The sequence below is a fragment of the Arenicella chitinivorans genome (assembly GCF_014651515.1).
GTDB lineage: Bacteria > Pseudomonadota > Gammaproteobacteria > Arenicellales > Arenicellaceae > Arenicella > Arenicella chitinivorans.
On sequence record NZ_BMXA01000006.1, the window covers coordinates 48,214 to 72,027 of the forward strand.

General features: G+C 50.4%; 17 protein-coding genes. 7 read left to right on the top strand and 10 right to left on the bottom strand.

Translation table 11 applies throughout. The features are described from left to right. Positions 1-28 precede the first annotated feature (28 nt). Genes rfbA through IE055_RS14365 form a run of 3 tightly spaced genes read right to left on the bottom strand, consistent with a single transcriptional unit; the run spans position 29 to position 2,692 of the window. Positions 29-919 (bottom strand): glucose-1-phosphate thymidylyltransferase RfbA, encoded by an 891-nt coding sequence (rfbA, locus tag IE055_RS14355; RefSeq protein ID WP_189402368.1) that lies wholly within the window; start codon positions 917-919, stop codon positions 29-31. A 24-nt stretch (positions 920-943) separates the two neighbouring features. Continuing rightward, positions 944-1,999 carry a dTDP-glucose 4,6-dehydratase gene (gene rfbB, locus IE055_RS14360; RefSeq protein ID WP_189402369.1) on the bottom strand — a complete coding sequence of 352 codons (1,056 nt, stop codon included), beginning with the start codon at positions 1,997-1,999 and terminating at the stop codon, positions 944-946. A gap of 39 nt (positions 2,000-2,038) precedes the next feature. Next, positions 2,039-2,692 carry a winged helix-turn-helix transcriptional regulator gene (locus tag IE055_RS14365; RefSeq protein ID WP_189402370.1) on the bottom strand — a complete coding sequence of 218 codons (654 nt, stop codon included), beginning with the start codon at positions 2,690-2,692 and terminating at the stop codon, positions 2,039-2,041. A gap of 165 nt (positions 2,693-2,857) precedes the next feature. Between IE055_RS14365 and IE055_RS14370 the strand changes: the two genes are divergently transcribed. The 4 genes from IE055_RS14370 to IE055_RS14385 all read left to right on the top strand — a co-directional run bounded on the left by IE055_RS14370 (position 2,858) and on the right by IE055_RS14385 (position 8,483). Further along, the gene (locus tag IE055_RS14370) at positions 2,858-3,871 is read left to right on the top strand and encodes a GNAT family N-acetyltransferase (RefSeq protein WP_189402371.1); all 1,014 of its coding nucleotides are present in this window, start codon (positions 2,858-2,860) and stop codon (positions 3,869-3,871) included. A 6-nt stretch (positions 3,872-3,877) separates the two neighbouring features. Continuing rightward, positions 3,878-6,337 (top strand): glycosyltransferase, encoded by a 2,460-nt coding sequence (locus IE055_RS14375; RefSeq protein WP_189402372.1) that lies wholly within the window; start codon positions 3,878-3,880, stop codon positions 6,335-6,337. Positions 6,338-6,354: 17 nt separating this feature from the next. Beyond that, positions 6,355-6,951 carry a histidine phosphatase family protein gene (locus IE055_RS14380; RefSeq protein WP_189402373.1) on the top strand — a complete coding sequence of 199 codons (597 nt, stop codon included), beginning with the start codon at positions 6,355-6,357 and terminating at the stop codon, positions 6,949-6,951. A gap of 209 nt (positions 6,952-7,160) precedes the next feature. Then, complete coding sequence (locus tag IE055_RS14385) at positions 7,161-8,483, top strand: NAD(P)/FAD-dependent oxidoreductase (RefSeq protein ID WP_189402374.1); 1,323 nt, start codon at positions 7,161-7,163, stop codon at positions 8,481-8,483. Positions 8,484-8,528: 45 nt separating this feature from the next. On the opposite strand, the gene IE055_RS14390 is transcribed toward IE055_RS14385, so the two are convergent. Then, positions 8,529-8,924 (bottom strand): rhodanese-like domain-containing protein, encoded by a 396-nt coding sequence (locus IE055_RS14390; protein ID WP_189402375.1) that lies wholly within the window; start codon positions 8,922-8,924, stop codon positions 8,529-8,531. Positions 8,925-9,038: 114 nt separating this feature from the next. Between IE055_RS14390 and IE055_RS14395 the strand changes: the two genes are divergently transcribed. Together IE055_RS14395 and IE055_RS14400 are read left to right on the top strand one after the other, a co-directional pair. Next, a complete protein-coding gene (locus tag IE055_RS14395; RefSeq protein ID WP_189402376.1) occupies positions 9,039-9,974 on the top strand; it encodes a helix-turn-helix domain-containing protein in 936 nt (311 codons plus the stop codon). A gap of 124 nt (positions 9,975-10,098) precedes the next feature. After that, positions 10,099-12,222 carry a molybdopterin-dependent oxidoreductase gene (locus IE055_RS14400; protein ID WP_189402377.1) on the top strand — a complete coding sequence of 708 codons (2,124 nt, stop codon included), beginning with the start codon at positions 10,099-10,101 and terminating at the stop codon, positions 12,220-12,222. A gap of 51 nt (positions 12,223-12,273) precedes the next feature. On the opposite strand, the gene aroC is transcribed toward IE055_RS14400, so the two are convergent. From aroC to IE055_RS14415, 3 genes are all read right to left on the bottom strand, one after another. Then, positions 12,274-13,377: a chorismate synthase gene (aroC, locus tag IE055_RS14405; RefSeq protein WP_189402378.1), complete on the bottom strand. Its 1,104-nt coding sequence runs from the start codon at positions 13,375-13,377 to the stop codon at positions 12,274-12,276. Then, positions 13,377-14,486 (bottom strand): iron-sulfur cluster carrier protein ApbC, encoded by a 1,110-nt coding sequence (gene apbC, locus IE055_RS14410; protein ID WP_189402496.1) that lies wholly within the window; start codon positions 14,484-14,486, stop codon positions 13,377-13,379. The genes aroC and apbC overlap by 1 nt, the downstream gene beginning before the upstream one ends. 111 nt (positions 14,487-14,597) lie before the next feature. Beyond that, the gene (locus tag IE055_RS14415; protein ID WP_189402379.1) at positions 14,598-16,772 is read right to left on the bottom strand and encodes a malate synthase G; all 2,175 of its coding nucleotides are present in this window, start codon (positions 16,770-16,772) and stop codon (positions 14,598-14,600) included. A gap of 308 nt (positions 16,773-17,080) precedes the next feature. Between IE055_RS14415 and IE055_RS14420 the strand changes: the two genes are divergently transcribed. Beyond that, complete coding sequence (locus IE055_RS14420) at positions 17,081-18,676, top strand: isocitrate lyase (RefSeq protein ID WP_189402380.1); 1,596 nt, start codon at positions 17,081-17,083, stop codon at positions 18,674-18,676. Between the two features lie 130 nt (positions 18,677-18,806). Here IE055_RS14420 and IE055_RS14425 read toward each other — a convergent pair whose 3' ends face one another. The 3 genes from IE055_RS14425 to IE055_RS14435 form a co-directional block, all read right to left on the bottom strand. Further along, positions 18,807-19,685, bottom strand: a complete 879-nt coding sequence (locus IE055_RS14425; protein ID WP_189402381.1) for a DUF1295 domain-containing protein — start codon at positions 19,683-19,685, stop codon at positions 18,807-18,809. Positions 19,686-19,847: 162 nt separating this feature from the next. Next, positions 19,848-21,341 carry a right-handed parallel beta-helix repeat-containing protein gene (locus IE055_RS14430; RefSeq protein WP_189402382.1) on the bottom strand — a complete coding sequence of 498 codons (1,494 nt, stop codon included), beginning with the start codon at positions 21,339-21,341 and terminating at the stop codon, positions 19,848-19,850. 269 nt (positions 21,342-21,610) lie between these two features. Continuing rightward, positions 21,611-23,812, bottom strand: coding sequence for a M3 family metallopeptidase (locus IE055_RS14435; protein WP_189402383.1), 2,202 nt, complete (start codon positions 23,810-23,812; stop codon positions 21,611-21,613). Between the last annotated feature and the right edge of the window lie 2 nt (positions 23,813-23,814).

A 23,814-nucleotide genomic window follows, 5' to 3' on the forward strand; every position in this document is an offset into this window, starting at 1 on the left:
CGATAAAACGAGCGCACTCGTATCCTTATTAATCAATACTTGGAAACTGATGTTTATGTTCCAATATGGTTTGCAAATACTGACCGTAGCCACTCTTTGCATACTGCTTCGCTGCCTGTTCCAGCTCGTTATCGCCAATAAACCCTTGCCGATACGCGATCTCTTCCAAACAAGCTACTTTTAGGCCTTGTCGGCTTTCGATGGTTTCAATAAACATCGATGCCTGCAGCAATGATTCATGGGTGCCCATATCAAGCCAAGCCAAACCACGACCAAACACTTGAACCGATAATTCGCCCCACTCCAGATACTGTTTATTCACATCAGTAATCTCAAGCTCACCGCGCGGTGAGGGCGCTATATTTTTGGCAATATCGACCACACGATTGTCGTAGAAGTACAGCCCGGTCACCGCATAATTTGATTTCGGATTGGTTGGCTTTTCTTCTAGGCTGATGGCGTTCCAGTCTTTATCGAAATCCACCACACCATAACGCTCTGGGTCATGGACCGGATACGCAAACACGGTCGCACCGCTGCTTTTCTCGCCGGCCGCCTTGAGGTTCTTACTCAGATCCGCACCGTGAAACACATTATCACCGAGTACTAAGGCACAATCGTCATTACCAATAAATTCTGAGCCTATAATAAAGGCCTGAGCGAGGCCGTCAGGCGACGGCTGAACGGCATAGGAAATATTTAAACCCCACTGCTCGCCACCGCGTAACAACTGCTGAAAGCGCGGCGTATCCTGCGGTGTTGATATGATTAGGATGTCGCGGATGCCAGCGAGCATCAACGACGACAACGGGTAATAGATCATCGGTTTATCGTAAACCGGCAGCAGCTGCTTTGACACCGCCTGGGTGACTGGGTGCAAACGGGTACCTGAACCGCCTGCTAAAATAATGCCTCTCATTTGATTCTCTCCGTCTGTGTTTGCTTATTTTGCGCCCAAGCGGCCGCCATGATACTCACCAGAGACTTTTTCAATCCAGTCAGCATTGTCCAAATACCACGCCACCGTTTTCCGAATGCCGGATTCAAAGGTTTCTTCCGGTGTCCAGCCTAACTCGCGGGCAATTTTTTCGGCATCAATTGCATAACGACGGTCATGACCAGGACGGTCTTTTACAAAGGTGATTTGCGCTGCATAAGATTTGCCATCTTCGCGTGGACGAATGTCATCGAGGATCTGGCAAATCGTCTTAACCACATCAATATTGGTTTTTTCATTGTGACCACCGACGTTGTAGACTTCGCCGTCTTCGCCCTCTGTCACGATTTTCCACAAGGCTTTTACGTGATCGTCCACAAATAACCAGTCGCGGATGTTATCGCCCTTACCGTAAATTGGTAGCGGCTCACTAGCGACAGCTTTGTTGATGACCAAGGGAATCAATTTTTCTGGAAACTGATATGGGCCATAGTTGTTTGAGCAGTTCGAAATTACCACGGGTAAATCGTAGGTTTTATTCCAAGCGCGAACCAAGTGATCGGAACTAGCTTTGCTCGCTGAGTACGGTGAATTGGGTTTGTAACGTGTGGTCTCGGTGAACAAACCGGTTTCGCCCAAGCTGCCGTATACTTCGTCGGTAGAGATATGATGGAACTTGAATGCGTCACGCTTCGCGCCATCAAGAGACTGATAGTATTGGAGTGCGACCTGTAATAAGGTGTACGTGCCAACGATGTTGGTTTGAATGAACTCGCCAGGGCCATCGATGGAACGATCGACATGTGACTCGGCCGCAAGATGCATGATGTAATCCGGTTGATACTCGGTTACCAGACGCTGCATGGTCTCGGCGTCCACAATATCTTCCTGATGAAATTTATGACGCGGGCTGGCATCAGCACCACCGAGTGAATGCAAGCTTCCGGCATACGTTAACTTATCAATATTAACCACCGTCACATCGGTTTCATTTATCAAATAACGTACCAGGGCAGAGCCAATAAATCCTGCGCCACCGGTTAAAAATACCGTTTTACTCATCAATATATTCTCAAGGTTGAATTTGTCTTAATCGACCATCTACTCTGAATGCTCGATCTGCGCAGCCTGACGATACTTCATCGTCAACAGCATGTCAGGCACAAGTAGTCGGTCTTGGCTTACTGTGATTTCTAATTCACTCAGCAACTCATTAGTCTGCTCCATCGAGGTCAAAACCACACAATCGTATTCGTCGGGCGACGGCAACACAGACACCACCGGCACGTCAAAGTAGTCGCTACGAACCGCGCCAGGCTGGTACACAGCGATCAGGTTCGAGCGGCTCTGGAGTCCACGCATCAATGCAATTTCGGTCAGATCAGACAAGCCCGCCAGCACGATACGTGAGTATTCTTGTTGAACGCAGTGATCAAAAATGGACGAGTACTCATCACCAGACTGACGAAACAACGCCAGCGAGGTGCTAAAAAACTCGGCAGTCAGCCTCGCCTTTTCGGCAAAGCCGGTTGGCGTCAGATAGTACATATACCGATTCGCCGGCGCGCTGGAAATTTTAATCCAGCCCTTTTTTACACAACGTTTTAAGTACGAGTTAGCCAAACCAAGCGCCACGCCCATCTGTTGCGCCAGGTGGCGCTGACTGATGTCGTCTTTCTGATCAATGGCTTTTAACAGCTCAAGAGTGAGCTGATTTTCCTTGTCAGAGGTGGCATTGGTTTGGCGAGTGTTCATTGCGTGAACACTATAGTGATTTCGGTTTTTAGAGTCAAAGCATTTCCCGTGCTATTGGCATTTTTTTTAGCCGCTCAATGCTGTCACAAAAACGTCATTAAACCGTTATCGTTTGGTCACAAAGCCAGACTACTCTCGCCAAAACAATACATAGAAGAGTGGTTTATGAGACAGCTATCAAACGAACTCGTGGCACAACAAACTGATCTTAGCTATTTGGCCTATCTAAATAGCCGCGCCAAGTATCTGTTTACCATGCGCCGCAAGCATAGAGCTCTCCCCGAACCCATCGCATTTCCAGAACCACGCCACAAATTACGACGCGAACTAGCTCAGTCGCGTCGCCTCGGAGTCACGCCAGATGGCAAACAGATCTATCTGTGTCACTGCAAACCGAATTCCAGCGTACTGCGGGAGCTTGGGCGACTGCGTGAGCTCACGTTTCGTGCCGTCGGTGAAGGAACGCAACGCAGCCGCGATATTGACGCTTTCGACTACCACTACCGCCAAATAGTTTTGTGGAATGAGGACGCGTCAGAGATCGTCGGCTCTTACCGGATTGGCGAGGCATTCGATTTAGTCGATTCGCAAGGTCGCGAGCAGCTGCAAAAACTATACACATACGGATTATTTGATTTCGGCGCACGCATGATTGATATCATGCCGCAGGCGCTGGAGCTGGGTCGTAGTTTTATTCAACCTAAATACTGGACCAAACGTGGACTAGACTATCTTTGGCAAGGAATTGGCGCGTATTTGCAGTCGTATCCCAACGTGCGCTACCTGTTTGGCGCAGTCAGTATTTCCAATGACTTACCAGACTTGGCAAAACAACACATCGTGGCCTGCTATCAGCACTATTTTCAGCCGGAGAATTATACCGATTACGCCACAGCCCGACTACCGTACCAGACCAACCGCAGCATTATAGAAAGCTACCGTGACAAGCCCTTCGACGCTGCATCCAAGTACCTGAAACAGGTGCTAAAGACACAGCGAGTCACTCTGCCCACGCTCTACAAACACTACACTGAATTGTGCGATCCCGAAGGTGTGCGATTTATTGACTTCAACATCGATCCAGAATTTTCGTTTTGCATCGACGGACTCATGGTGGTCGATCTGGCTCACATCAAAGCAAGCAAACGTAAACGATATCTGAACCCGAGCTCCGAGTAACCCGACATGGCTAAAGCAGACCTACACGTTCATTCCAAGTATTCAGACTACCCCAGCACTTGGGCACATCGCGCCTACAACTCGCCTGAGAGCTTTACTGATCCAGAAACGGTCTACCAACAGGCCAAATCACGTGGAATGAGTTTTGTAACCTTAACCGATCACGATGATATTCGCGGCAGCTTGGAATTGGTTCACCGCCATCCGAATGAGTGTTTTATCTCGTGTGAAATTACCACGTTTTTCCCCGAGGATAACTGCAAAATCCATATCTTGGTGTACGGCATATCCGCATCTGAGTACGCGGATATGCGCCGTATCGCGGATGATATTTATGTGCTTCGTGATTACATCATCGAGCACCGTATCGCCTACTCTGTTGCTCATGCGACCTACGATCAGGATGGGCGACTGACGTTCGAACACATCGAAAAACTGGTGTTAATGTTCGACGTATTTGAAATTATCAACGGTGGCTCCGGTGCGCAAAACAATCTGCTGCTGCATGGCTATTTGCAATCATTAAACCAAGACAACATTGCTGAGCTGCGGGCCAAACATATGATTGCGCCAATGAGCGAGGACCCATGGGTCAAAGGCTATACGGGGGGCTCGGATGACCATTGCGGCATTTTAATCGGTAGCGCATTTACCCAATGCGACGCCAACACGGTGGATGAGTATATTGCACAGCTACGCGACAAAAAGTGTTTAGGAAACGGTCTGCATGGCAGCTTTGAATCTTATGCTACCGGGGTCATCAAACACATTCACGATTACCGCTTGGACCGTGACCCGAAATACACCGATTCTAAAATGAATGACTTCCTTGAGTTATTCTTTGATGGCAATGAAGGAAACTTGATAAAGCGGTTTAAGAAAAGCCAATCACTGCGCTACCTTAAGAAGAAAAATAGTAAGACCCATAAAGCTCTGCATGGCCTGCTTTTGCAGATTTCACAAGACATGGGTAAAGATATCGCAGCCAAGATTCCGCAAACCTATGTGCACATTGCAGAAATGCACGATGAAATGTTTTGCTCAGTGGTCTCGGCATTGACGAAACAGCTCCCTAAAGGTGACATCTTTAAGGCATTTAATAAAATTGCAACGTTGTTTCCCATGACGTTGCTTGCAGCGCCGTTTGTCGGTGCGATGCGACATCAGGTACTCAAAGCAGATATCAAACGCGGCTTGATCGAAAGCACGCGCCATCAATACACCGAAAAAGCGTTATGGTTCACGGACACCATTGATGATCTTAATGGTGTGTCCATCACCTTACACCAGATCGCCACACACAGCGTGCGCCAAGGCTACCAAATGAAATTGGTCACGTGTGTGGACGAATCGAAGTTGAATACACCCTTGCCAAAAAACTGCTTGAATTTTCACCCAATCAAACAAATAGTTCTGCCGGGTTATGAGACGCAGAAAATCGGCTTTCCGTCATTGTTGAATGTCATGCGCAAACTGGTGTTTGAGCAACCTGATCAAATCATAATCTCGACGCCTGGCCCCTTAGGACTGGCCGCGATGGTGTGCGCCAAACTGATGGATTTACCGGTCAAAACGGTATATCACACGGATTTTGCCGAACAGATCCTCAAGATGACTAACGAATCGATGTTGGCCAACCTGGCAGATGCCTGCGTGAATGCGTTTTATCGACAATCTGACACGGTTTTCGTGCCAAGCCAATATTATTTGAATAAATTGGCCAGAGCCGGATTTAATCAGGGAAAACTGACCATTTTTCCACGCGGCTTGGACCTCGACCTGTACCGGCCGGCTGTGCAAGTGCGTGATCTCGCACGGAAGCACCAACTGCATGGTCGCTTCACACTGCTGTTCGCTGGTCGGATCTCTGAAGATAAAAACTTGTCGCTGCTGAGTCAGATTTTCGCCGAGCTAAACCAGGAAAAACCCGGCATGTATAACTTGGTGATTGCCGGTGACGGGCCGGATCTGGCGAGCCTCAAGAACGCGATGGCGACACAGTCCAACGTGCTATTTACTGGCCGCCTAAGCGCCGAAGAATTAGTGGAGTGGTATCAATCATCAGACTTATTGGTCTTTCCATCCCATACCGACACCTTCGGCATGGTGGTGCTAGAAGCACAAGCTTGTGGATTACCCTGCCTGGTGACGGCAACTGGTGGGCCAAAGGAAATCATCAACCCAAATAGTACCGGCCATGTAATTCACAGCAATGACACCGATGACTGGATTGCACTGATTCACCACTATCGTCGCCTCAAAAATGGCAATGATGACCAATGGTCAAAACTAAAGCGCGCTTGCGCTGAGCACGTCCACACACAGAATAATTGGCAACCCGTGTTCGAAGCCGTACTTGGCGATGCCTGTCTACTCCCTGCCAACCGACCCAACAAACTCGAATCAGTAACGACTGACCCTGCACCATCCAGTCCGCAAACAAATAACACCCATAAAGCAGCCTAACCTACCTCCTACTTGCTATGCAGAATCAATATACCCTGATGCGGCACGGCGAAAGCCTTGCCAATCGAAAAGGACTGATCGTGAGCGCGCCAGAAAATGCGCTCAACGATTATGGCCTCACATCTAAAGGCGCTGATCAGGTGATCAGCGCCGCATTAAAGTCGCGTATTCACAGCGATACCTTAATTGTCAGCTCCGACTATCGCCGCGCCATTGAAACCGCTGAAATTGTCCACAGCGTGGTGGCCTGCAAACACGACATCGTACGCGATGAGCGGATTCGTGAGCGTTTTTTCGGCGACTGGGAATTAGAAGATCACCGACATTATGAGGACGTATGGCAGAACGATTTGGCGTCGCCGACGAGTACTGACAATAACGTGGAACCGGTCCTTGACACCTTAGCGCGAGCGCAAAGCCTGATAGAGAGTCTGGAGGCAGATTACACCAACCGATCCATTCTGCTCGTCAGTCATGGCGACGTACTACAGATTTTACTGGCACATTACCATCGCCTGAATCCACGCTTTCATCGCAGCTTGTCCGCCATCGGCAATGCCGAAGTACGCTCCTTAGCAAAATTGGAATTGGCCAACAAATCCACCGCAGCGTGAGTTCGCTTGCTACCATAACGATCAGGAATACAATTCACTCGTTTTAATCATTCCCTTCGCCAACGCGTGGCGTTATGATTCTGGCTCGTGGTTTGCAGTCTGGCGGTGTTATTAACCGCCAGGTAAGTTGCGCCAGGTGAACAGTTGAATATTAGCCGCCCTGCGTTTTTTCGAAAGTTCCCCTGTAACAACTTTTAGGAACTTTCAACATGCAAACCTCTAACCTTTCAGCCGGGACGGTGCCCCACGTGGTCATTGTCGGCGGTGGTGCGGGCGGTCTCGAGCTCGCAACCAAACTTGGCCATAAACTGGGCAAGCGCAACAAAGCCAATATCACCCTGATCGACCAAAATCGTGTACACGTATGGAAACCACTACTCCACGAAGTGGCAACCGGTTCGCTGGATACGGAGATCGATGGCGTAGTGTACCGTGCCCATGCCGCGCGGCATGGTTACCACTTTCAACTCGGCAGTGTTTCTCACATCAATCGCGAGTCCCGCACACTGACCATTGATCCGATTCACGACGACGATGGAAAACACGTCATCGACGCTCGTGAGATCGAATACGACACCCTGGTGTTAGCCGTCGGCAGCATCAGCAATGACTTTGGCACGGCAGGCGTGGCTGAGCACTGTTTTCTACTTGACTCAAAAAAGCAAGCTGAGCGCTTTCAACGCACACTGCTAAATCAACTATTAAAATCCAGTCAAAAGGTGGATGCGACAGAGCCCTCCATTCGACTCGCCATCGTTGGCGCAGGCGCAACCGGCGTGGAACTCTCTGCCGAACTCTATCACGTGATCGAAGTCCTGAGCATTTACGACATGGAAGGCAGTGGCACACCCAAGCTTTATATTGACCTCATTGAAGCCGGGCCTCGAATTCTACCCGCGCTACCTGAACGAATCGCCGATTCCGCGGCCGATGAACTGACGCGTTTGGGCGTTCAAATTCGCACTGACACACGCATCACGAAAGCCACTGCCGAAGGTTACTACGATGATAAATCCCAACTGATTGCAGCCGACCTCATGGTCTGGGCCGCCGGTGTGCGCGGCGCTGACTGGTTATCCACGCTCGGATTGGAGGTCAATCGTGCCAACCAGATCGAATGCCAATCCAGCCTGAAAACCAAATCCGATGAGCGTATCTACGCACTCGGAGATTGCTGCGCGATCACGGACAGAAATGGTCAACGCATACCGCCCCGGGCGCAGGCCGCGCACCAGATGGCTTCGGTAGTTGCGAACAATATAATGCGCGAAATGAAAGGCAAACCGCTGCAAGACTTCCGCTACGTGGATTATGGTTCATTGGTTAATCTGAGTCGCTTTTCCACCGTCGGCAGCCTGATGGGCAACTTAATGCGCGGGAGCATGTTTATTGAAGGCAAGATCGCGCGCCTGATGTATCTATCGCTATATCGAATGCATCAAATGGCGATCCACGGTTACCTAAAAGGCCCGTTCATCATCCTTCTAAGCAGTTTGTCGAAGATCATTAGGCCCAAAATAAAGCTACATTGAGCCCGCCAACGCATTCGCAGAGAGCTGGACTTAGTGCGGATGCGTTTACTTTGCAACCAACTCGAAGCCTTCGTCTAGCCAACCGGTCACACCACCGATCATCTTTTTTACCGGGCGCCCCAACTCAGCAAGGCGGATAGCGCCTTTATCCGCACCGTTGCAGTGTGGCCCAGCGCAGTAAACCACAAACAATGTATCGGGTGGATAGGCGGCCAATGACGCCTGGTTAATTCGATGATGAGGCAAATTTTCCGCTGCGGGCAAATGACCTACCGTGTAAAGCGCCTCTGCGCGCACATCCAACAACACAAAGTCCTGTCGCTGGTTCGATACGGCATGGTTCACATCCCAACAATCCGTCTCAAAAGTTAATAATGAGCGAAAATACGCGAGTGCGTCGGCAGAAGATGCGGCGGCGGGTCGAGATACGGCTGAAGACATAATGGGTTAACGGTTTAGTTTCGATGAATGCCTACTGTAGAGCGAGACACGTTGCATTGAAATTGGCTTAAAAGCCATGTATCGTAAATTTTGAGCCAATTTAGTTGAACGATTATGAAACAGGTTGCCATTCTTGCCTACGACGGCGTTGCATTCTTTGAGCTAGCCTGTGCGGTGGAACTCTTTGCCCTACCCCGGCCTGAGTTTGCCAACTGGTATCAATCTCGTGTAGTGACCTTTGACCATACTGACCTGACTTCGACCGCGGGCATTGGGCTGCGGACCGAGGTAGTTGACTCCTTAGCAAATGTTGATTTGTTGCTGATCCCATCTTGGCCGGTCCGACAAAACCAGATTCCACAGCGCGTGTCCGAAGCAGTTTGCAACCTGCATAAACAAGGTAAACAGATATTGAGCTTTTGTTCAGGCGCCTTCCTGTTGGGGTATCTCGGACTATTGAACGGCCGAAAAGCGACCACCCATTGGCGCTATGCCGACCTTTTTCAAGAATTGTTTCCTTCGGTGCAGTACCAGCATGACGTCTTGTACGTGATGCATCAAGACATAGGCTGTTCAGCGGGCAGCGCAGCGGCGATTGATTTGGGGCTCGAACAAATTCGTCAGGACTTCGGTCTGGAGATGGCAAACACGGTCGCACAGCGGCTCGTGATGTCACCACATCGCAAAGGTGGACAGTCGCAATTCGTAGCCGCACCAATGCCAAAGCAATATAACCCCATATCGCCCATTTTAGACTGGGCAACGTCACACATCTCATCCCCATTTACGGTGGCTGACATGGCCGCACAGGCCAGCATGTCACGCCGAAGTTTCGATCGGCATTTTCGTCAACACGTGGGCTGCAGCCCTAAGCAGTGGTTGATCGGTCAACGCATCGATCATGCTCGTCAATTGCTACAGGAGACCGGTTTCGACATCGAGCGCGTCGCAGGACACAGTGGCTTTGAGAGTGCCACCGCACTGCGCCATCATTTTCGCCAACAGTTGGGTGTGTCACCGAGGCAATATCGCGATCAATTCGGTCACTGACAAATCTGCATAAGTAAGATATTCTGTCCAGCACACTAGCGCCTGTTTTTCGCTCACAGTTCCACGTAGGGCTGGGCATGAAGACTGTGCACTACCACGAATAAAATCTAAAACCGGAGTGAGTATGTCTGAATCCACGCAAACGCATTACCGCGCCTGCCACTTATGTGAAGCTATCTGCGGCCTGGTAATCACCACCAAAGGGGACGAAGTCGTTTCAATTAAGGGCGACAAAGAGGACCCGGTCAGTAAAGGGTTTATTTGTCCGAAAGCCACTGCAATCGCTGACATACACACCGATCCAGACCGAATCCGCCAACCCATGAAACGAGTCGGTGATCAGTGGACACCAATTTCCTGGGATGAAGCCATTGAACTGACCGCGCAGAAACTGGTCGAGACTCAACAACAACATGGTGCGAATTCGGTGGGGTTTTATGCCGGTAATCCTGGTGTGCATAACTACGGTAACATGACACATGGTCCGCTATTGCGGCGCGCGGTCAAAACTCGTAATAATTACTCCGCGACGTCTCTGGATCAGCTGCCACATCACCTGACCTCTTACGCACTGTATGGCCATCAATCGTTTATTCCTGTCCCCGATATCGACCGAACGCAATTGATGGTGATTTTTGGTGGCAACCCGCTCGCTTCAAATGGCAGCATTATGACCATGCCGAATGCGCCTGGCCGCTTCAAAGCTCTACAGGCACGCGGCGGACGCTTAGTCGTTGTCGACCCGCGACGTACCGAAACCGCCAATATTGCAGATCAACATTTGTTCGTGCGGCCAGGTCAAGATGCGTACGTGTTGATGGCCATTATTCATACGTTGTTCAAAGAAAAATGGCTCAATCACGACCATCTTACACCTTACCTGAACGACCTTGATCAGGTCGAGGCTGCGGTAACCGAGTTCGATCTTGCACTGGCGGAGCAACAGTCGGGCATCCAAGCCGCCGACATTAAGCAGCTTGCTTACGATCTAGCTCATACCGACAAAGCGGTTCTTTACGGCCGCATGGGCGTCTCAGTTCAGCGCTTCGGCGCTTTGTGTCAATGGGCAATTCAAATTATCAACATTCTGATTGGCGCACTCGATAGCGAAGGTGGTGCACTGGTACCCTCACCGGCCTTTGGCTTCATCACCAAGGGCGCTAATGGGGCCGGTCACTTCGACTTGTTTCGGTCTCGTGTCAGTGATTTACCTGAGTTCGCAGGTGAATTACCGACCGTTGCTCTGGCTGAGGAAATGCTGACGCCAGGGGAAGACCAAATCCGTGCGATGGTCACAATTGCCGGCAATCCAGTGATCTCGGCAGCCAACGCTTCTCAGCTTGATACTGCATTTGCACAGTTGGATTTCTATGTGGCAATCGACTTCTATATTAACGCCACAACGCGGCATGCCAATGTAATCCTGCCACCGACCAGTCCTTTGGAACACGACCACTACGACATCGCCTTTCTGCGCCTGGCCGTGCACGACAGTGCTCGTTATAACCCAGCCGTGTTCGAACCAGCAGAAGATGCACTGCATGATTGGGAGATCTTTAATGCGCTGAGCGCCAGAATCGCAGCGCTCAAAGGGGTCGATTTCAAGCCACTGCCCGCACCGGATCAACTGATCGCGCACGGCATCGAGCATGGCCCGTATGGTAAAAATCAGCAGCCTACGATGCACTTAAGCATGGACCAGCTCAAAAATGCCTCACACGGGGTAGATCTTGGCCCGCTCAAAACGGGTCTGATACAACGTCTCAACACGGAAGATTCGAAAATACATTGCGCACCTGAATTTATAATCAATGACTTAAAACGTCTTCTTGCGTCAAAAGGTGAAGTGGACTCAAAGGCGCTGCTCTTAATTGGGCGTCGACATATTCGCAGTAATAACTCATGGATGCATAACTATCATCGCCTCGTTAAAGGTAAACCGCGCTGGCAATTAATGATGCATCCAGATGACTTATCGCGACTTGGTATCGACGATGCCAGCGAAGTAATAATTGAGTCGCGTGTGGGGCAAGTAACTACCACGGTCCTTGCAACCGACGAAGTCATGCCCGGGGTAGTGAGTTTGCCACACGGTTGGGGGCACCAACGCAAGGGGATCAAGTTACAAATTGCTCAGCAACAATTCGGGGTCAACTGCAACGAACTGACTGACAACAAGCTGATTGACGAACTTTGCGGGAATGCTGCCTTAAACGGTGTTCCAGTACAGGTGCGTCTAGCTGGCTAGCACCGAAACCGATTACTCACTGGCGGAGCATTCCAGCACCGCCAAAATCGATTAAGCCGGACGCTGAGCGGGGATCGCAGGCGTACTCAATTGTACATCAGAATTTTGCGCACGGTGACGCAAATAATGATCCATCAACACGATGGCGAGCATTGCCTCTGCGATCGGTACGGCACGAATCCCAACACAGGGGTCATGACGGCCTTTGGTCACCACTTCGACCGGCTCGCCCTGCCTATTCACGCTCATTCCTGGCTTTGTAATACTCGACGTCGGTTTGAGTGCCAGACTGGCAATAATATCCTGACCGCTGGAAATGCCACCCAAAATGCCACCAGCGTTATTGCTGGCAAAACCGTCTGGAAATATTTCATCGCGGTGCTCGGAGCCACGTTGTGCTACGGCATCAAACCCTGCACCAATCTCCACGCCTTTCACCGCGTTGATGCTCATAAGCGCCTTAGCTATGTCGGCATCCAATTCATTGAACACCGGCTCCCCTAGCCCCACCGGTACCTGCTTAGCCACCACGGTGATCTTGGCACCGACCGAGTCACCGTCGCGGCGCAGTTGCGTGATCAACTCCTCCATCGCGCCTACCTTACTGGCGTCTGGGCAGTTGAAGGGGTTCTGGCTGATCTCGGCGAAGTCCACCGAATCAATATGGATATGACCCATTTGTGCGAGGTAGGCTTGAATCTCGATGCCCGCCTTCTCTCGTAGGTATTTCTTGGCAATGCCACCTGCCGCCACAATCATTGCCGTGGTGCGCGCAGATGAACGACCGCCGCCACGGTAATCACGATGGCCGTATTTGCGAAAATAGGTATAGTCCGCATGCCCTGGCCGAAAGGTATCCATGATATTGGAGTAATCTTTCGACTTCTGGTCGGTGTTGTGAATAATCATACCGATCGACGTGCCGGTGGTTTTGCCTTCAAACACACCCGAAAAAATCTGTACTTCGTCTGGTTCACGGCGCTGTGTAGTGAACTTGGACTGACCGGGTTTGCGACGATCCAGATCCGGTTGCAGGTCCGCCTCAGACAGTTCGAGGTTCGGTGGGCAGCCATCCACAATGCAACCGATACCGCGTCCATGACTCTCACCAAACGTGGTTACTTTGAATAATTTTCCAATGCTACTGTCACTCACTAGCTATTCTCCACCACGATATTTGGAAACTTGGAACTAAAATCTTTCTTTTTAATCGACAGCTTACCGGCAATTCTTAATGCGATATCTCGATATCGAGCAGCCGTTTTAGACGTTGGTTCGGCAACCACCGTTGGCGTGCCGGAATCGGCAAGTTCGCGAATGGCCATTTCTAATGGAATTTCACCGAGTAACTCCAGATCGTATTCATCCGCCATCTTCTGCGCGCCATGTGCACCAAAAATCGCCTCTTCGTGACCGCATTGGGTGCAGACATGGGTACTCATATTTTCGATCACGCCAAACACTGGAACCGACACTTTGTCGAACATTTTATAGGCCTTACGCGCATCCAGTAGCGCGATATCTTGTGGTGTGGTGACGATGACCGCGCCAGACACCGGCACTTTTTGCGACAAAGTAAGTTGTATATCACCAGTACCTGGTGGCAGATCAATGATCAGATAGTCGACGTCCTGGCCATCGTTGGCCCAATCGGTACCGCGCAGCATTTGTTCAAGCGCTTGAGTGACCATCGGACCGCGCCAGATCATGGGCGTGTCTTCTTCGACCAGAAAACCAATCGACATGATTTTTAGTTGGTGGTTCTGCATCGGCAACAACATTTTGTTGTCTAATGCCTCGGGTTTGCCCTGTATACCCAACATACGAGGCTGACTTGGTCCATATATATCAGCATCGAGCACGGCGACCTGTGCACCAGCCGCAGCCAGGGCAAGCGCCAGATTTGCTGCCACGGTGCTTTTGCCTACGCCGCCCTTGCCTGAGGCAACCGCAATGATGTTTTTCACGCCGTCTACGCCGCGCACACCTTGTTGTGCTGAATGCGAAAGAATATCTTGCTGAACCAAAAGCTGCACGTCGCGGCCTTGCAGGTCCAGCCCTTGCAGCGCATCCACAGCCAATTGCGCTAATGACGCGTGAATTTGCTCAGACACTGGGTAACCTTTTGTCAGATTGATCGCAATCGACTGATCAGTCACCTTCACATTGGTGAGTGCGCGACCGGCGGTCAGCGCAGATTTAGTGTAGGGGTCGACCACAGCTTGTAGCTGTGTCGTAATGGCGGTTATTAGCTGTTCAGACATACTGTCAGACATGGGAGACACATTGGAGCGTAATGCTACCACTGTGCCACCCATTTCGCCATGCACGTTCAGGCCATAATTGTCTCGGATTTGAGTATGCTCAGTGATTAATCAGGTACGACTGGCTTTGAGTTTGAGTCGGTAGGCATGCAGCAGTGGTTCGGTATAGCCGTTGGGCTGCTCAGCGCCTTTCAACACCAAGTCCAAGGCCGCCTGAAAAGCGATACTGGTGTCAAAATCCGGTGCCATAGGTCGGTACTGTGGATCGCCCTCGTTTTGCTCGTCAACCACCGCCGCCATGCGCTTAAAGGTCGCTCGTACTTGTGCTTCATCGGTCACACCATGTACCAACCAATTCGCCATATGTTGACTTGAGATACGCAACGTTGCCCGGTCTTCCATCAGTCCGACGTTATCGATGTCTGGAACCTTAGAACAACCAACACCTTGATCGATCCAACGAACCACATAACCCAAGATACCTTGTGCATTGTTGTCTAGCTCTTGTTGAATCTGATTGGCGGTCCAGCTGCCCGGGTCTGAACTGAGGGGTACGGTCAAGATGTCGTCCAGCGCAGCACGTGGACGAGTTTTTAGTTGTGCCTGCACATCAAACACCGAGACTTGATGGTAGTGAATGGAGTGCAGTGTCGCCCCATTTGGCGATGGCACCCAGGCAGTATTTGCACCGGATTTAGGATGGCTGATTTTGCTCTTCAACATCGCGGCCATTTCATCCGGCATAGCCCACATACCCTTTCCAATTTGGGCTTTACCAGGCAAACCACACTCGAGTCCGACATCCACATTCCAGTCTTCGTAAGCGGCAATCCACGGCTGTTGCTTGATCTCGGCCTTGGTCGCCATGATACCCAGCAACATACTTGTGTGGATTTCATCGCCGGTACGATCCAAGAAGCCAGTATTGATGAACACAACTCGGTCTTTAACCTGACGGATACACTCCTTCAGGTTCACCGTAGTACGACGTTCTTCGTCCATCACTCCAATCTTGATAGTGTGTCGAGCTAAACCAAGCTCGTCTTCGACGCGATTAAACAGTGTATTCGCAAATGCGACTTCTTCAGGACCATGCATTTTTGGCTTCACAATGTACACACTCCCGGTACGTGAATTCCGCACTGTCCCGTTTTGCAGCAAGTCATGCTTAGCGATCAGCACACTGATCATGGCGTCCATAATGCCTTCCTGAATTTGATCACCCTGGGCGTCCAGAATCGCCGGATTTGACATCAGGTGACCAACATTACGGCAGAATAACAAGCTACGTCCTGGCAGGCTCAAATCATGGCCATCCAGCGTGGTAAACACTTTATCGGCGTTCAATGTACGCGTTAATTGTTGTCCACCTTTAACAAAGCGCTCAGCCAGATCGCCTTTCATCAATCCTAGCCAATTGCGATACACACCGACTTTATCGTCTGCATCCACCGCTGCAACTGAGTCCTCGAAATCCTGAATCGTGGTCAGCGCCGCCTCGCTGAGCAAATCTGCCACACCAGCAGGATCAGTTTTACCAATATGCGAGTCTGGATCAATCTGAATGACCACACGCAGCCCATTGTGCGCCAAGAGTATACCGGTCGGAGCCGTCGACGTACCTTGATAGCCCAGGCACTGCGTAGGGTCTGCAAGATGCGTAACAGAGCCGTCCGCTAATCCAACCTCTAAGCCATTGCCACCAACCTGATAACGGATTGCCTGAGAATGGCTGCCCATCGCCAGTGGCCAATGTGCATCGAGTAACGATCGACAAAAGTCGATGACTTTTTGGCCACGGACCGGGTTGTAGCTGCCTACTCGACTGGCACCGTCCGCCTCAGAAATGGCATCGGTGCCATACAATGCGTCATACATACTGCCCCAACGCGCGTTTGTTGCATTCAACGCAAAACGCGCATTGGAGGTCGGCACAACCAGTTGCGGACCCGCTTGGCGTGCGATTTCGTCGTCCACGCCGGTAGTGGTAATCTCAAAATCGTCGCCTTCTGGAAGTAGGTACCCAATCTCCAATAGGAACGCTCTGTATTCCTGTAAATCGAATTTGCCTTGATGCGCCCTATTCCATTCATCTAGCTTCACTTGAATGGCATCACGTTTGGCCAGCAAGGCTCTGTTTTCGGGTGTCAGGTCCCCCACCACATCTGACAACGATTGCCAGAATTGTTCAGCGCTCAGATCCAGGCCCGGCAACACTTCTTGTTCAATAAAGTCCACCAAGGTGGATTCAACCTGTAACTCAACGCGTTTCAAATAGTTTGCCATAGCACTTTGCCTCAATCAGATGGGTGGTTTGATTGTGTCTTTTAAAACAATCTTTTACTGAATTTTACACTTGCTGGCACCAACACGTCTGAATGACTATTATTAGTTAAATGAATAAACAAGCAATTTGGTAGAAAAATGGTGAATATCTACACCTTTATTCAATCTACGAATGACAATCATACCAATTGCATTATTCCTGAATGCCCAGCACGAAGCTAAGGTGGTGGCATCAAAAACCGACGTGCTAACGCACAGCATTCCACGAAAACCGAATGAACCAATTAGTCAATAAGCAGGAGATGAAGATGTCTACCTACAAGCAAGAAATCGAAGCCACTCAAAGCCTGATCGATGCCAGTGGCACTGAAATGAAAGGCATTAACCCAGAATACGCAGCACGAATGAAACTGCAAAACCGCTTCAAAACCGGTTTAGACATTGCCAAGTATACGGCTTCCATCATGCGCAAAGACATGCAAGAGTACGATGCCGACTCTTCTCAATACACACAGTCATTGGGATGCTGGCACGGGTTTATCGCGCAGCAAAAAATGATTGCGGTCAAGAAACATCATGGCTCAACCAGCAAGCGTTACCTCTACCTGTCTGGCTGGATGATTGCGGCATTGCGTTCTGAATTTGGCCCTCTGCCGGACCAATCCATGCATGAAAAAACCAGCGTACCTGCGTTGATTGAAGAATTGTACACCTTTCTGCGACAAGCGGACTCACGCGAGTTGCGTCATTTATTCACGCAGCTGGATGCAGCGCGAGCTGCCGGCAACACAGCACAAGCCGCCGAAGTGCAGCATCACATCGACAATTTTGAAACACACGTTGTGCCGATCATCGCCGACATTGATGCGGGCTTCGGTAACGAAGAAGCTACGTATCTACTGGCCAAGAAAATGATTGAAGCCGGTGCGTGTGCAATTCAGATCGAAAACCAAGTCTCTGACGAGAAACAATGCGGTCACCAAGACGGCAAAGTTACTGTGCCGCATGCCGATTTCTTGGCGAAAATCCGTGCAGTACGCTACGCCTTCCTTGAACTGGGTGTAAACGACGGTGTCATTGTTGCACGTACCGACTCCTTAGGCGCCGGTCTCACCAAGCAAATCGCGGTCACGAACGAGCCAGGCGATCTCGGTGATTTGTACAACTCATTCCTGGACTGCGAGGAGTTAACCCCAGGTCAAATGAAAAACGGTGACGTCGTAATTCATCGTGACGGCAGCTTAGTTAGACCAAAGCGTCTGGCCAGCGGCTTGTTCCAGTTCAAACCAGACACGGGCGAAGATCGTTGCGTTCTCGATTGCATCACCAGCCTGCAAAATGGCGCTGATCTGATTTGGATCGAAACGGAAAAGCCGCACGTTGGCCAAATCGGCGGCATGGTGGATCGTATTCGCGAAGTGGTGCCGAATGCGAAGTTGGTTTACAACAATTCACCTTCGTTTAACTGGACGCTCAGCTTCCGTCAACAAGCGTATGACGCCATGGTCGATGCTGGTGAAGACGTGAGTGAATACAACCGCGACGAGCTAATGGACATCAAATACGATGGTACGTCACTGGCCGATCGCGCAGACGACATGATCCAAAACTTCCAGCGTGAAGGCGCCAAGAAAGCGGGCATCTTCCACCACTTGATCACGCTACCGACTTACCACACAGCCGCATTGTCGACTGACAACTTGGCGCAAGGTTACTTCGGCGAAGAAGGCATGTTGGCCTACGTAAAAGGTGTACAGCGTAAGGAAATTCGCCAAGGTTTAGCGTGCGTGAAGCACCAGGATATGGCAGGCTCAAACATCGGCGATGATCACAAAGAGTACTTCTCTGGTGATGCAGCCCTAAAAGCAGCCGGTGAAGATAACACCATGAACCAGTTTGGCTAAGGCAAGGGAGCAATCTTTGACTTAGGTGAAGAAGGGAACACACGGAGCGTGTTTCGTGGAGCTAAGAAGGCGATTGTGGGCAACTGCAATCGCCTTCTTTTTCGTTCACGATACGTTTACTTAGATAACCCTAGCCTTTTTTCGGCGGCATGGGCACAAGGCGTGAAGTACGGCGAATATAGTCTTGATATGCCGCGTTTTCGCCCCACCGCGCTTTGGCTTTTTTCTCGAGGGTTGGAATACCGCTGATTTTAGTGATCAACAAATACACGAAGATTGGCGAGATCATGACGACCCATTGCCAGCCCGAAATCACTGGAACTGCCATCAGCGCAACGCCAATCCAGAGCGTTATCTCACCGAAATAGTTTGGGTGCCGTGACCAAGCCCATAAGCCACTGCGAATAAAGTCGCCTTGATTCGCTCGATCCCGTTTAAACGCACGCTTTTGAGCATCCGCTAGGACCTCGATCGAAAATCCGGTGACCCAAACCAAAATCCCGAGATTACCTAACCAACCAAGCGGTTCACGCTGTGCGCTGGTAACGATAGCCAGCGCTGCTGCTGCCGTAAAAATGACCCAAAGGCCCTGCATCGTCCAGGCGAACAGAAATCGAGGCACGCTACGCTTGATTTCGTCGAAACGATCATCAGTACCATCCTGATGAATCCGCATAAATAGGAATGAACCAAGACGTACGGCCCAGATCGACACCATCAGTGCGACCAAAGCCGCGCGCAAATCGAGGTCGGTGGACAGCAGAACCGCAATCGCCACGACGCATAAGTACGTTAGACTGCCGACTAAATCGTAAAACTTCTCAGTCTGCATCACCACCGCTGGAATATACGCCAACCAGTTAATCACAAACGCCGCCATCGCACACAACGCGAATACCGAAAACCCATTGAACTGGGCACCTTGAGTACCACCGGCCCAAGCGAGTCCAACCCCAACCACCACCGTTAAGACAGTGGCAAATAATATAAAAAGTGTATAACGCTGCATGAATCTAAGTTTGCTCCAGTCAATACCGAGTTGCGCTAATCCTGCGCAGCCGAGCTGACGAGTGCGAGGGAATATGAGAATTTAGCTTTAAGTGACCGAGCGGAAAAATCGCCCGAAGCAACAGCAGCATGATGCGCCAAGAAACACTGGCACTAACCGGTGCTACAAATCAACAATCACGGTACCGCCCGAGGCCAGAGGGATCACGAACAACGTGGTTTCTTCATACTCAACAGCGCCGATATCGCAGGCAGCTCCTTGAGGGCGTTGAACGCCGCGCTGGTCACTTCGGGTGACTGTAGCAAACGAAGGGAAAAATGTTGTAAAGGCGCAACCTTCACCGAAGAGAAATATCGCACCCAAGATATAAGTTGACACCGCCGCATCAATCGCCGGACTACCACCGGCCGGCGCATGCGAGCGCCCCGAACCACCATTGTTTTTCAGACCACGCACAATTTTTCGCAGTGGCGTCGGCACGGTGCCATTGCTGGTAGCCAGCAGGTCGCTCGCATGTGGCACAAACCCAGACACCGCTTGTGCTGTGGTAATGGCAGAAGTACCAATCAAATTATTCCGTTGATTGCCAGCGATTGGCGTACCACCAGAAAAACCAGCCTGGCGTAGAATTTCTTTCCCGTTTGCACTCGATACGAGTGACGTATTGCCTGAAACTATGTTGTTGACTAAATTGAGTGTACCCAGCGAATGCCGAATCCCACCACCTGTTCCCGCCTCATTCTCCGAGATCGTATTATTAATTAAGGTTGTGACTGGAGAACCGGTACCAATTACAATCGCAACGCCACCGCCGGTTGACGTCGAGCTCGCCGATTTATTATTGCTGATGGTGGAGTCACGCATAAGTAAGGTGACATCGTTGCCACTTCGCACACCAGAACCTACATTATGTGAAACTTCACTGCGATCTATGCGCGCTGTCCCAGTCGCAACCGAGATCCCGGTACGGGAATTACCCGACACCACGCTATCCTGCACCACCAACTGGACAGAACCGGTAATCGCACCGCTGCTTGAACTGACCACACCGCAACCAGTATTGTTTGTCACCCGAGTGTTAACGAGCTCCACACTCGCATCAAAAGTGCCGACCCCATTATTGGCAATCGTACAACCATTTGGGTCCGTGGCATTATTCTGGCGTACTTCACTGTCCTCAATTCGAGCATGACCGCCGTACACAAACACCGCCGAACCATTACTTTGTTTGCCATTGACCAGTCGCACATTCTTGAGCACGAGGTTTCCGCCTGCCCCGACATAGAAGAGTCGAAAATCGGGCACGGATGGTGAGGATGAGCGCCGTATCAGTGCGTTATTTCCTTCAATGGTTATGTTGCTCGTAATCTGAGGCAAGCCATTTGCGCCGAGCGTGCCGGCGGTATTATTCACCATAAATAAGTTTTGAATCGCCAAAATCTCGGGAATCACGATGGTATCGTCGCCAAATGATCCGGTGGACGTTCCTAGGCAGCCACTCATGGCGGTATCGGCGTTCGCGGAATTAATGGCATCCACAATCGTGCATCCGTCACCCGTTATATCGGTATTGACAACGATAGTTGCCGCCAAAGACTGAAAACTCAGACTAAGTAAGAATAAGCTAGATAAAAACTGTTTAAAATACGCAGCCATTGACGCGCGCTCCCAGGGTTAGACATAAAGTTAAACCAACATAGATGTGTCGGCACTGACCCATGGCATTTACACAAAATTTCCGATTGGTAAGTGCCACACCTGTCTAGATAATGGAAGATTGTAAAGAAAGCTGAAGCCTGCTCGCAAGTGGCCATTTGGCCCAGGTGCATCCATTCATGACATTCTGCCCAAAGAGCGATAAAACAATATAAAAAAGCCTGCTGATCGAAATCAGCAGGCTTTATAACGTAACCCTTGTGCAGGTGCTACTTTGCAGTCAATCCCTTTCGCTCCAACAAAGGTTGAATATTAGGTTCAGCGCCGCGGAATGTTTTAAAAATGCTCATTGCATCTTCTGCTCCACCGCGAGACAACAAGGTCTTTCTGAAATGATCGCCGTTTTCACGTTTTAATCCACCATTTTCTTTGAACCACTCCACGGTATCAGCATCCAGCACCTCACTCCATATATACGAGTAGTATCCTGCGGAATAGCCCCCCATAATGTGAGAGAAATAGGTTGTGCGATAACGTGGTGGCACTTGATCAATGGCGACCCCAGCCTTCTTGAGCGCTTCGGCTTCAAACGCCAATACGCCGTCGGCTGATGGAACTTGGTCAGGCGTTAATTGATGCCACGCTTGATCTAGCAACGACGCGGCCAGATATTCAGTCGTTGCATAGCCCTGATTAAACTTCGAGCTAGCGAGGACCTTGTCAAGCAGTTCGCGAGGCATCGCCTCACCGGTTTCGTAGTGCTTGGCATAGTTCGCCAAAATTTCCGGCCAATCTGCCCACATTTCATTTACTTGCGACGGATACTCAACAAAGTCACGCGGCACGGATGTACCAGAGAAACTTGGGTAAGTCACGTCTGAAAACATGCCGTGGAGTGCATGCCCAAACTCATGGAACATAGTGGTCACTTCATCCCAGGTTAACAGGGTTGGTTGACCTTCAGGAGGCTTTGGTACATTCAAGTGGTTAGCCACCACGGGTTTGTTACCAAGCAGACCAGATTGCGACACATACGCATTCATCCAAGCCCCACCGCGCTTCGACTCACGCGCGTAGAAATCCTCAATAAATAGCGCCAGTGTTGACCCGTCTGCATCAAAAACTTCCCACACGTGCGCGTCTGGATGGTAAGTCGGCAGGTCGTCACGCTTCTTGAACGTAAGCCCATAAAGCTTCTCGGCCGCGTGAAATACGCCGTTTACCAACACATTTTCCATTTCCAGATAAGGTTTAAGCTGCGACTCATCAAAGTTGTAGCGCTTGGCACGCAGTTTTTCTGTGTAGTAATCCCAATCCCAAGCTTGGAGGTCGAACTCGCCGCCCTCTTCCTTAACCAGCGCCTGTAAGTCTGCCAACTCTCGTTTAGCGTTCGCAACAGCCGGTGGTGCCAAGGTTGCTAAGCGGGTATTAACAGCTTCCGTGGTTTGGGCTGTTTGGTCGATCAATTGATAGGCCGCATGGTTTTCATATCCAAGAAGTTGGGCACGTTCAGCACGCAACTTAAATACCTTCGTCACCAACTCACGATTATCATAATCTCCGCCCGAGCTGCCACGCCCTAGCGAAGTCTGCAAAATTCGCTGTCGCAATGCACGGTCTTCCAGCGCAGACAAGGATGGCTGCTGGCTAGTATTCAACAGCGGAATCACATATTTGCCGTCCATATCGCGCGCCTTGCCGGCTTCTAATGACGATGCAATTTGCGTGTCACTCAAACCTTTTAATTCGTCAGCGGAATCCACCACAATGGCTTTGGCGTTGACCTCTTCCAACACGTTTTGACTGAACTGGTTGGTCAAAGTTGCGAGTTCCGTATTAATTTTCTTGAGCGCTTCTTTGTCCTGCTCAGACAATTCTGCACCGGCACCGATGAACTCTTTATACGTCTCGGTGACCAGTCGCTCAGACTCAGAATCTAGCGCCAAGGTACCCAGCGCATCATGAATCGATTTCACGCGCGCGAACAAGTCCGCATTTAGCAGAATCGAGTCTGAATGCGCGGACATTTTGGGGGCCACTTCCGAGCGCACTTTTTTTATCTCGTCGTTGGTGTGCGCGGAACTCAGAGCAAAGAATACGCGCGACACTCGGCTCAGTAACTCACCGCTCTTTTCCATTGCGATGAAGGTGTTTTCGAAGGTTGCAGGCTCAGAATTCGTCGCAATTTCTTCAATCTCCTGCAAGTGTTCGCGCATACCCTTTTCAAACGCAGGCAAATAGTGCTCGTTTTGGATTTGGTCAAAGGGGGGATACGACATATACAGCGAACTAGGCTGATAAAACGGATTCTCCGAGGTGACAGGTGCAGTTTCATTTGCCGTGGCGTCACTCGCCGTTGTTTCAGTCGCTTCAACCTCACTCATTACCTGATCCTTTACTGGTGCGTCGGATTGATTACATGCAGTCGCCGTCAAGCTTAGGATGCATGCTGCCAGAATAGTTTTTTTCATGA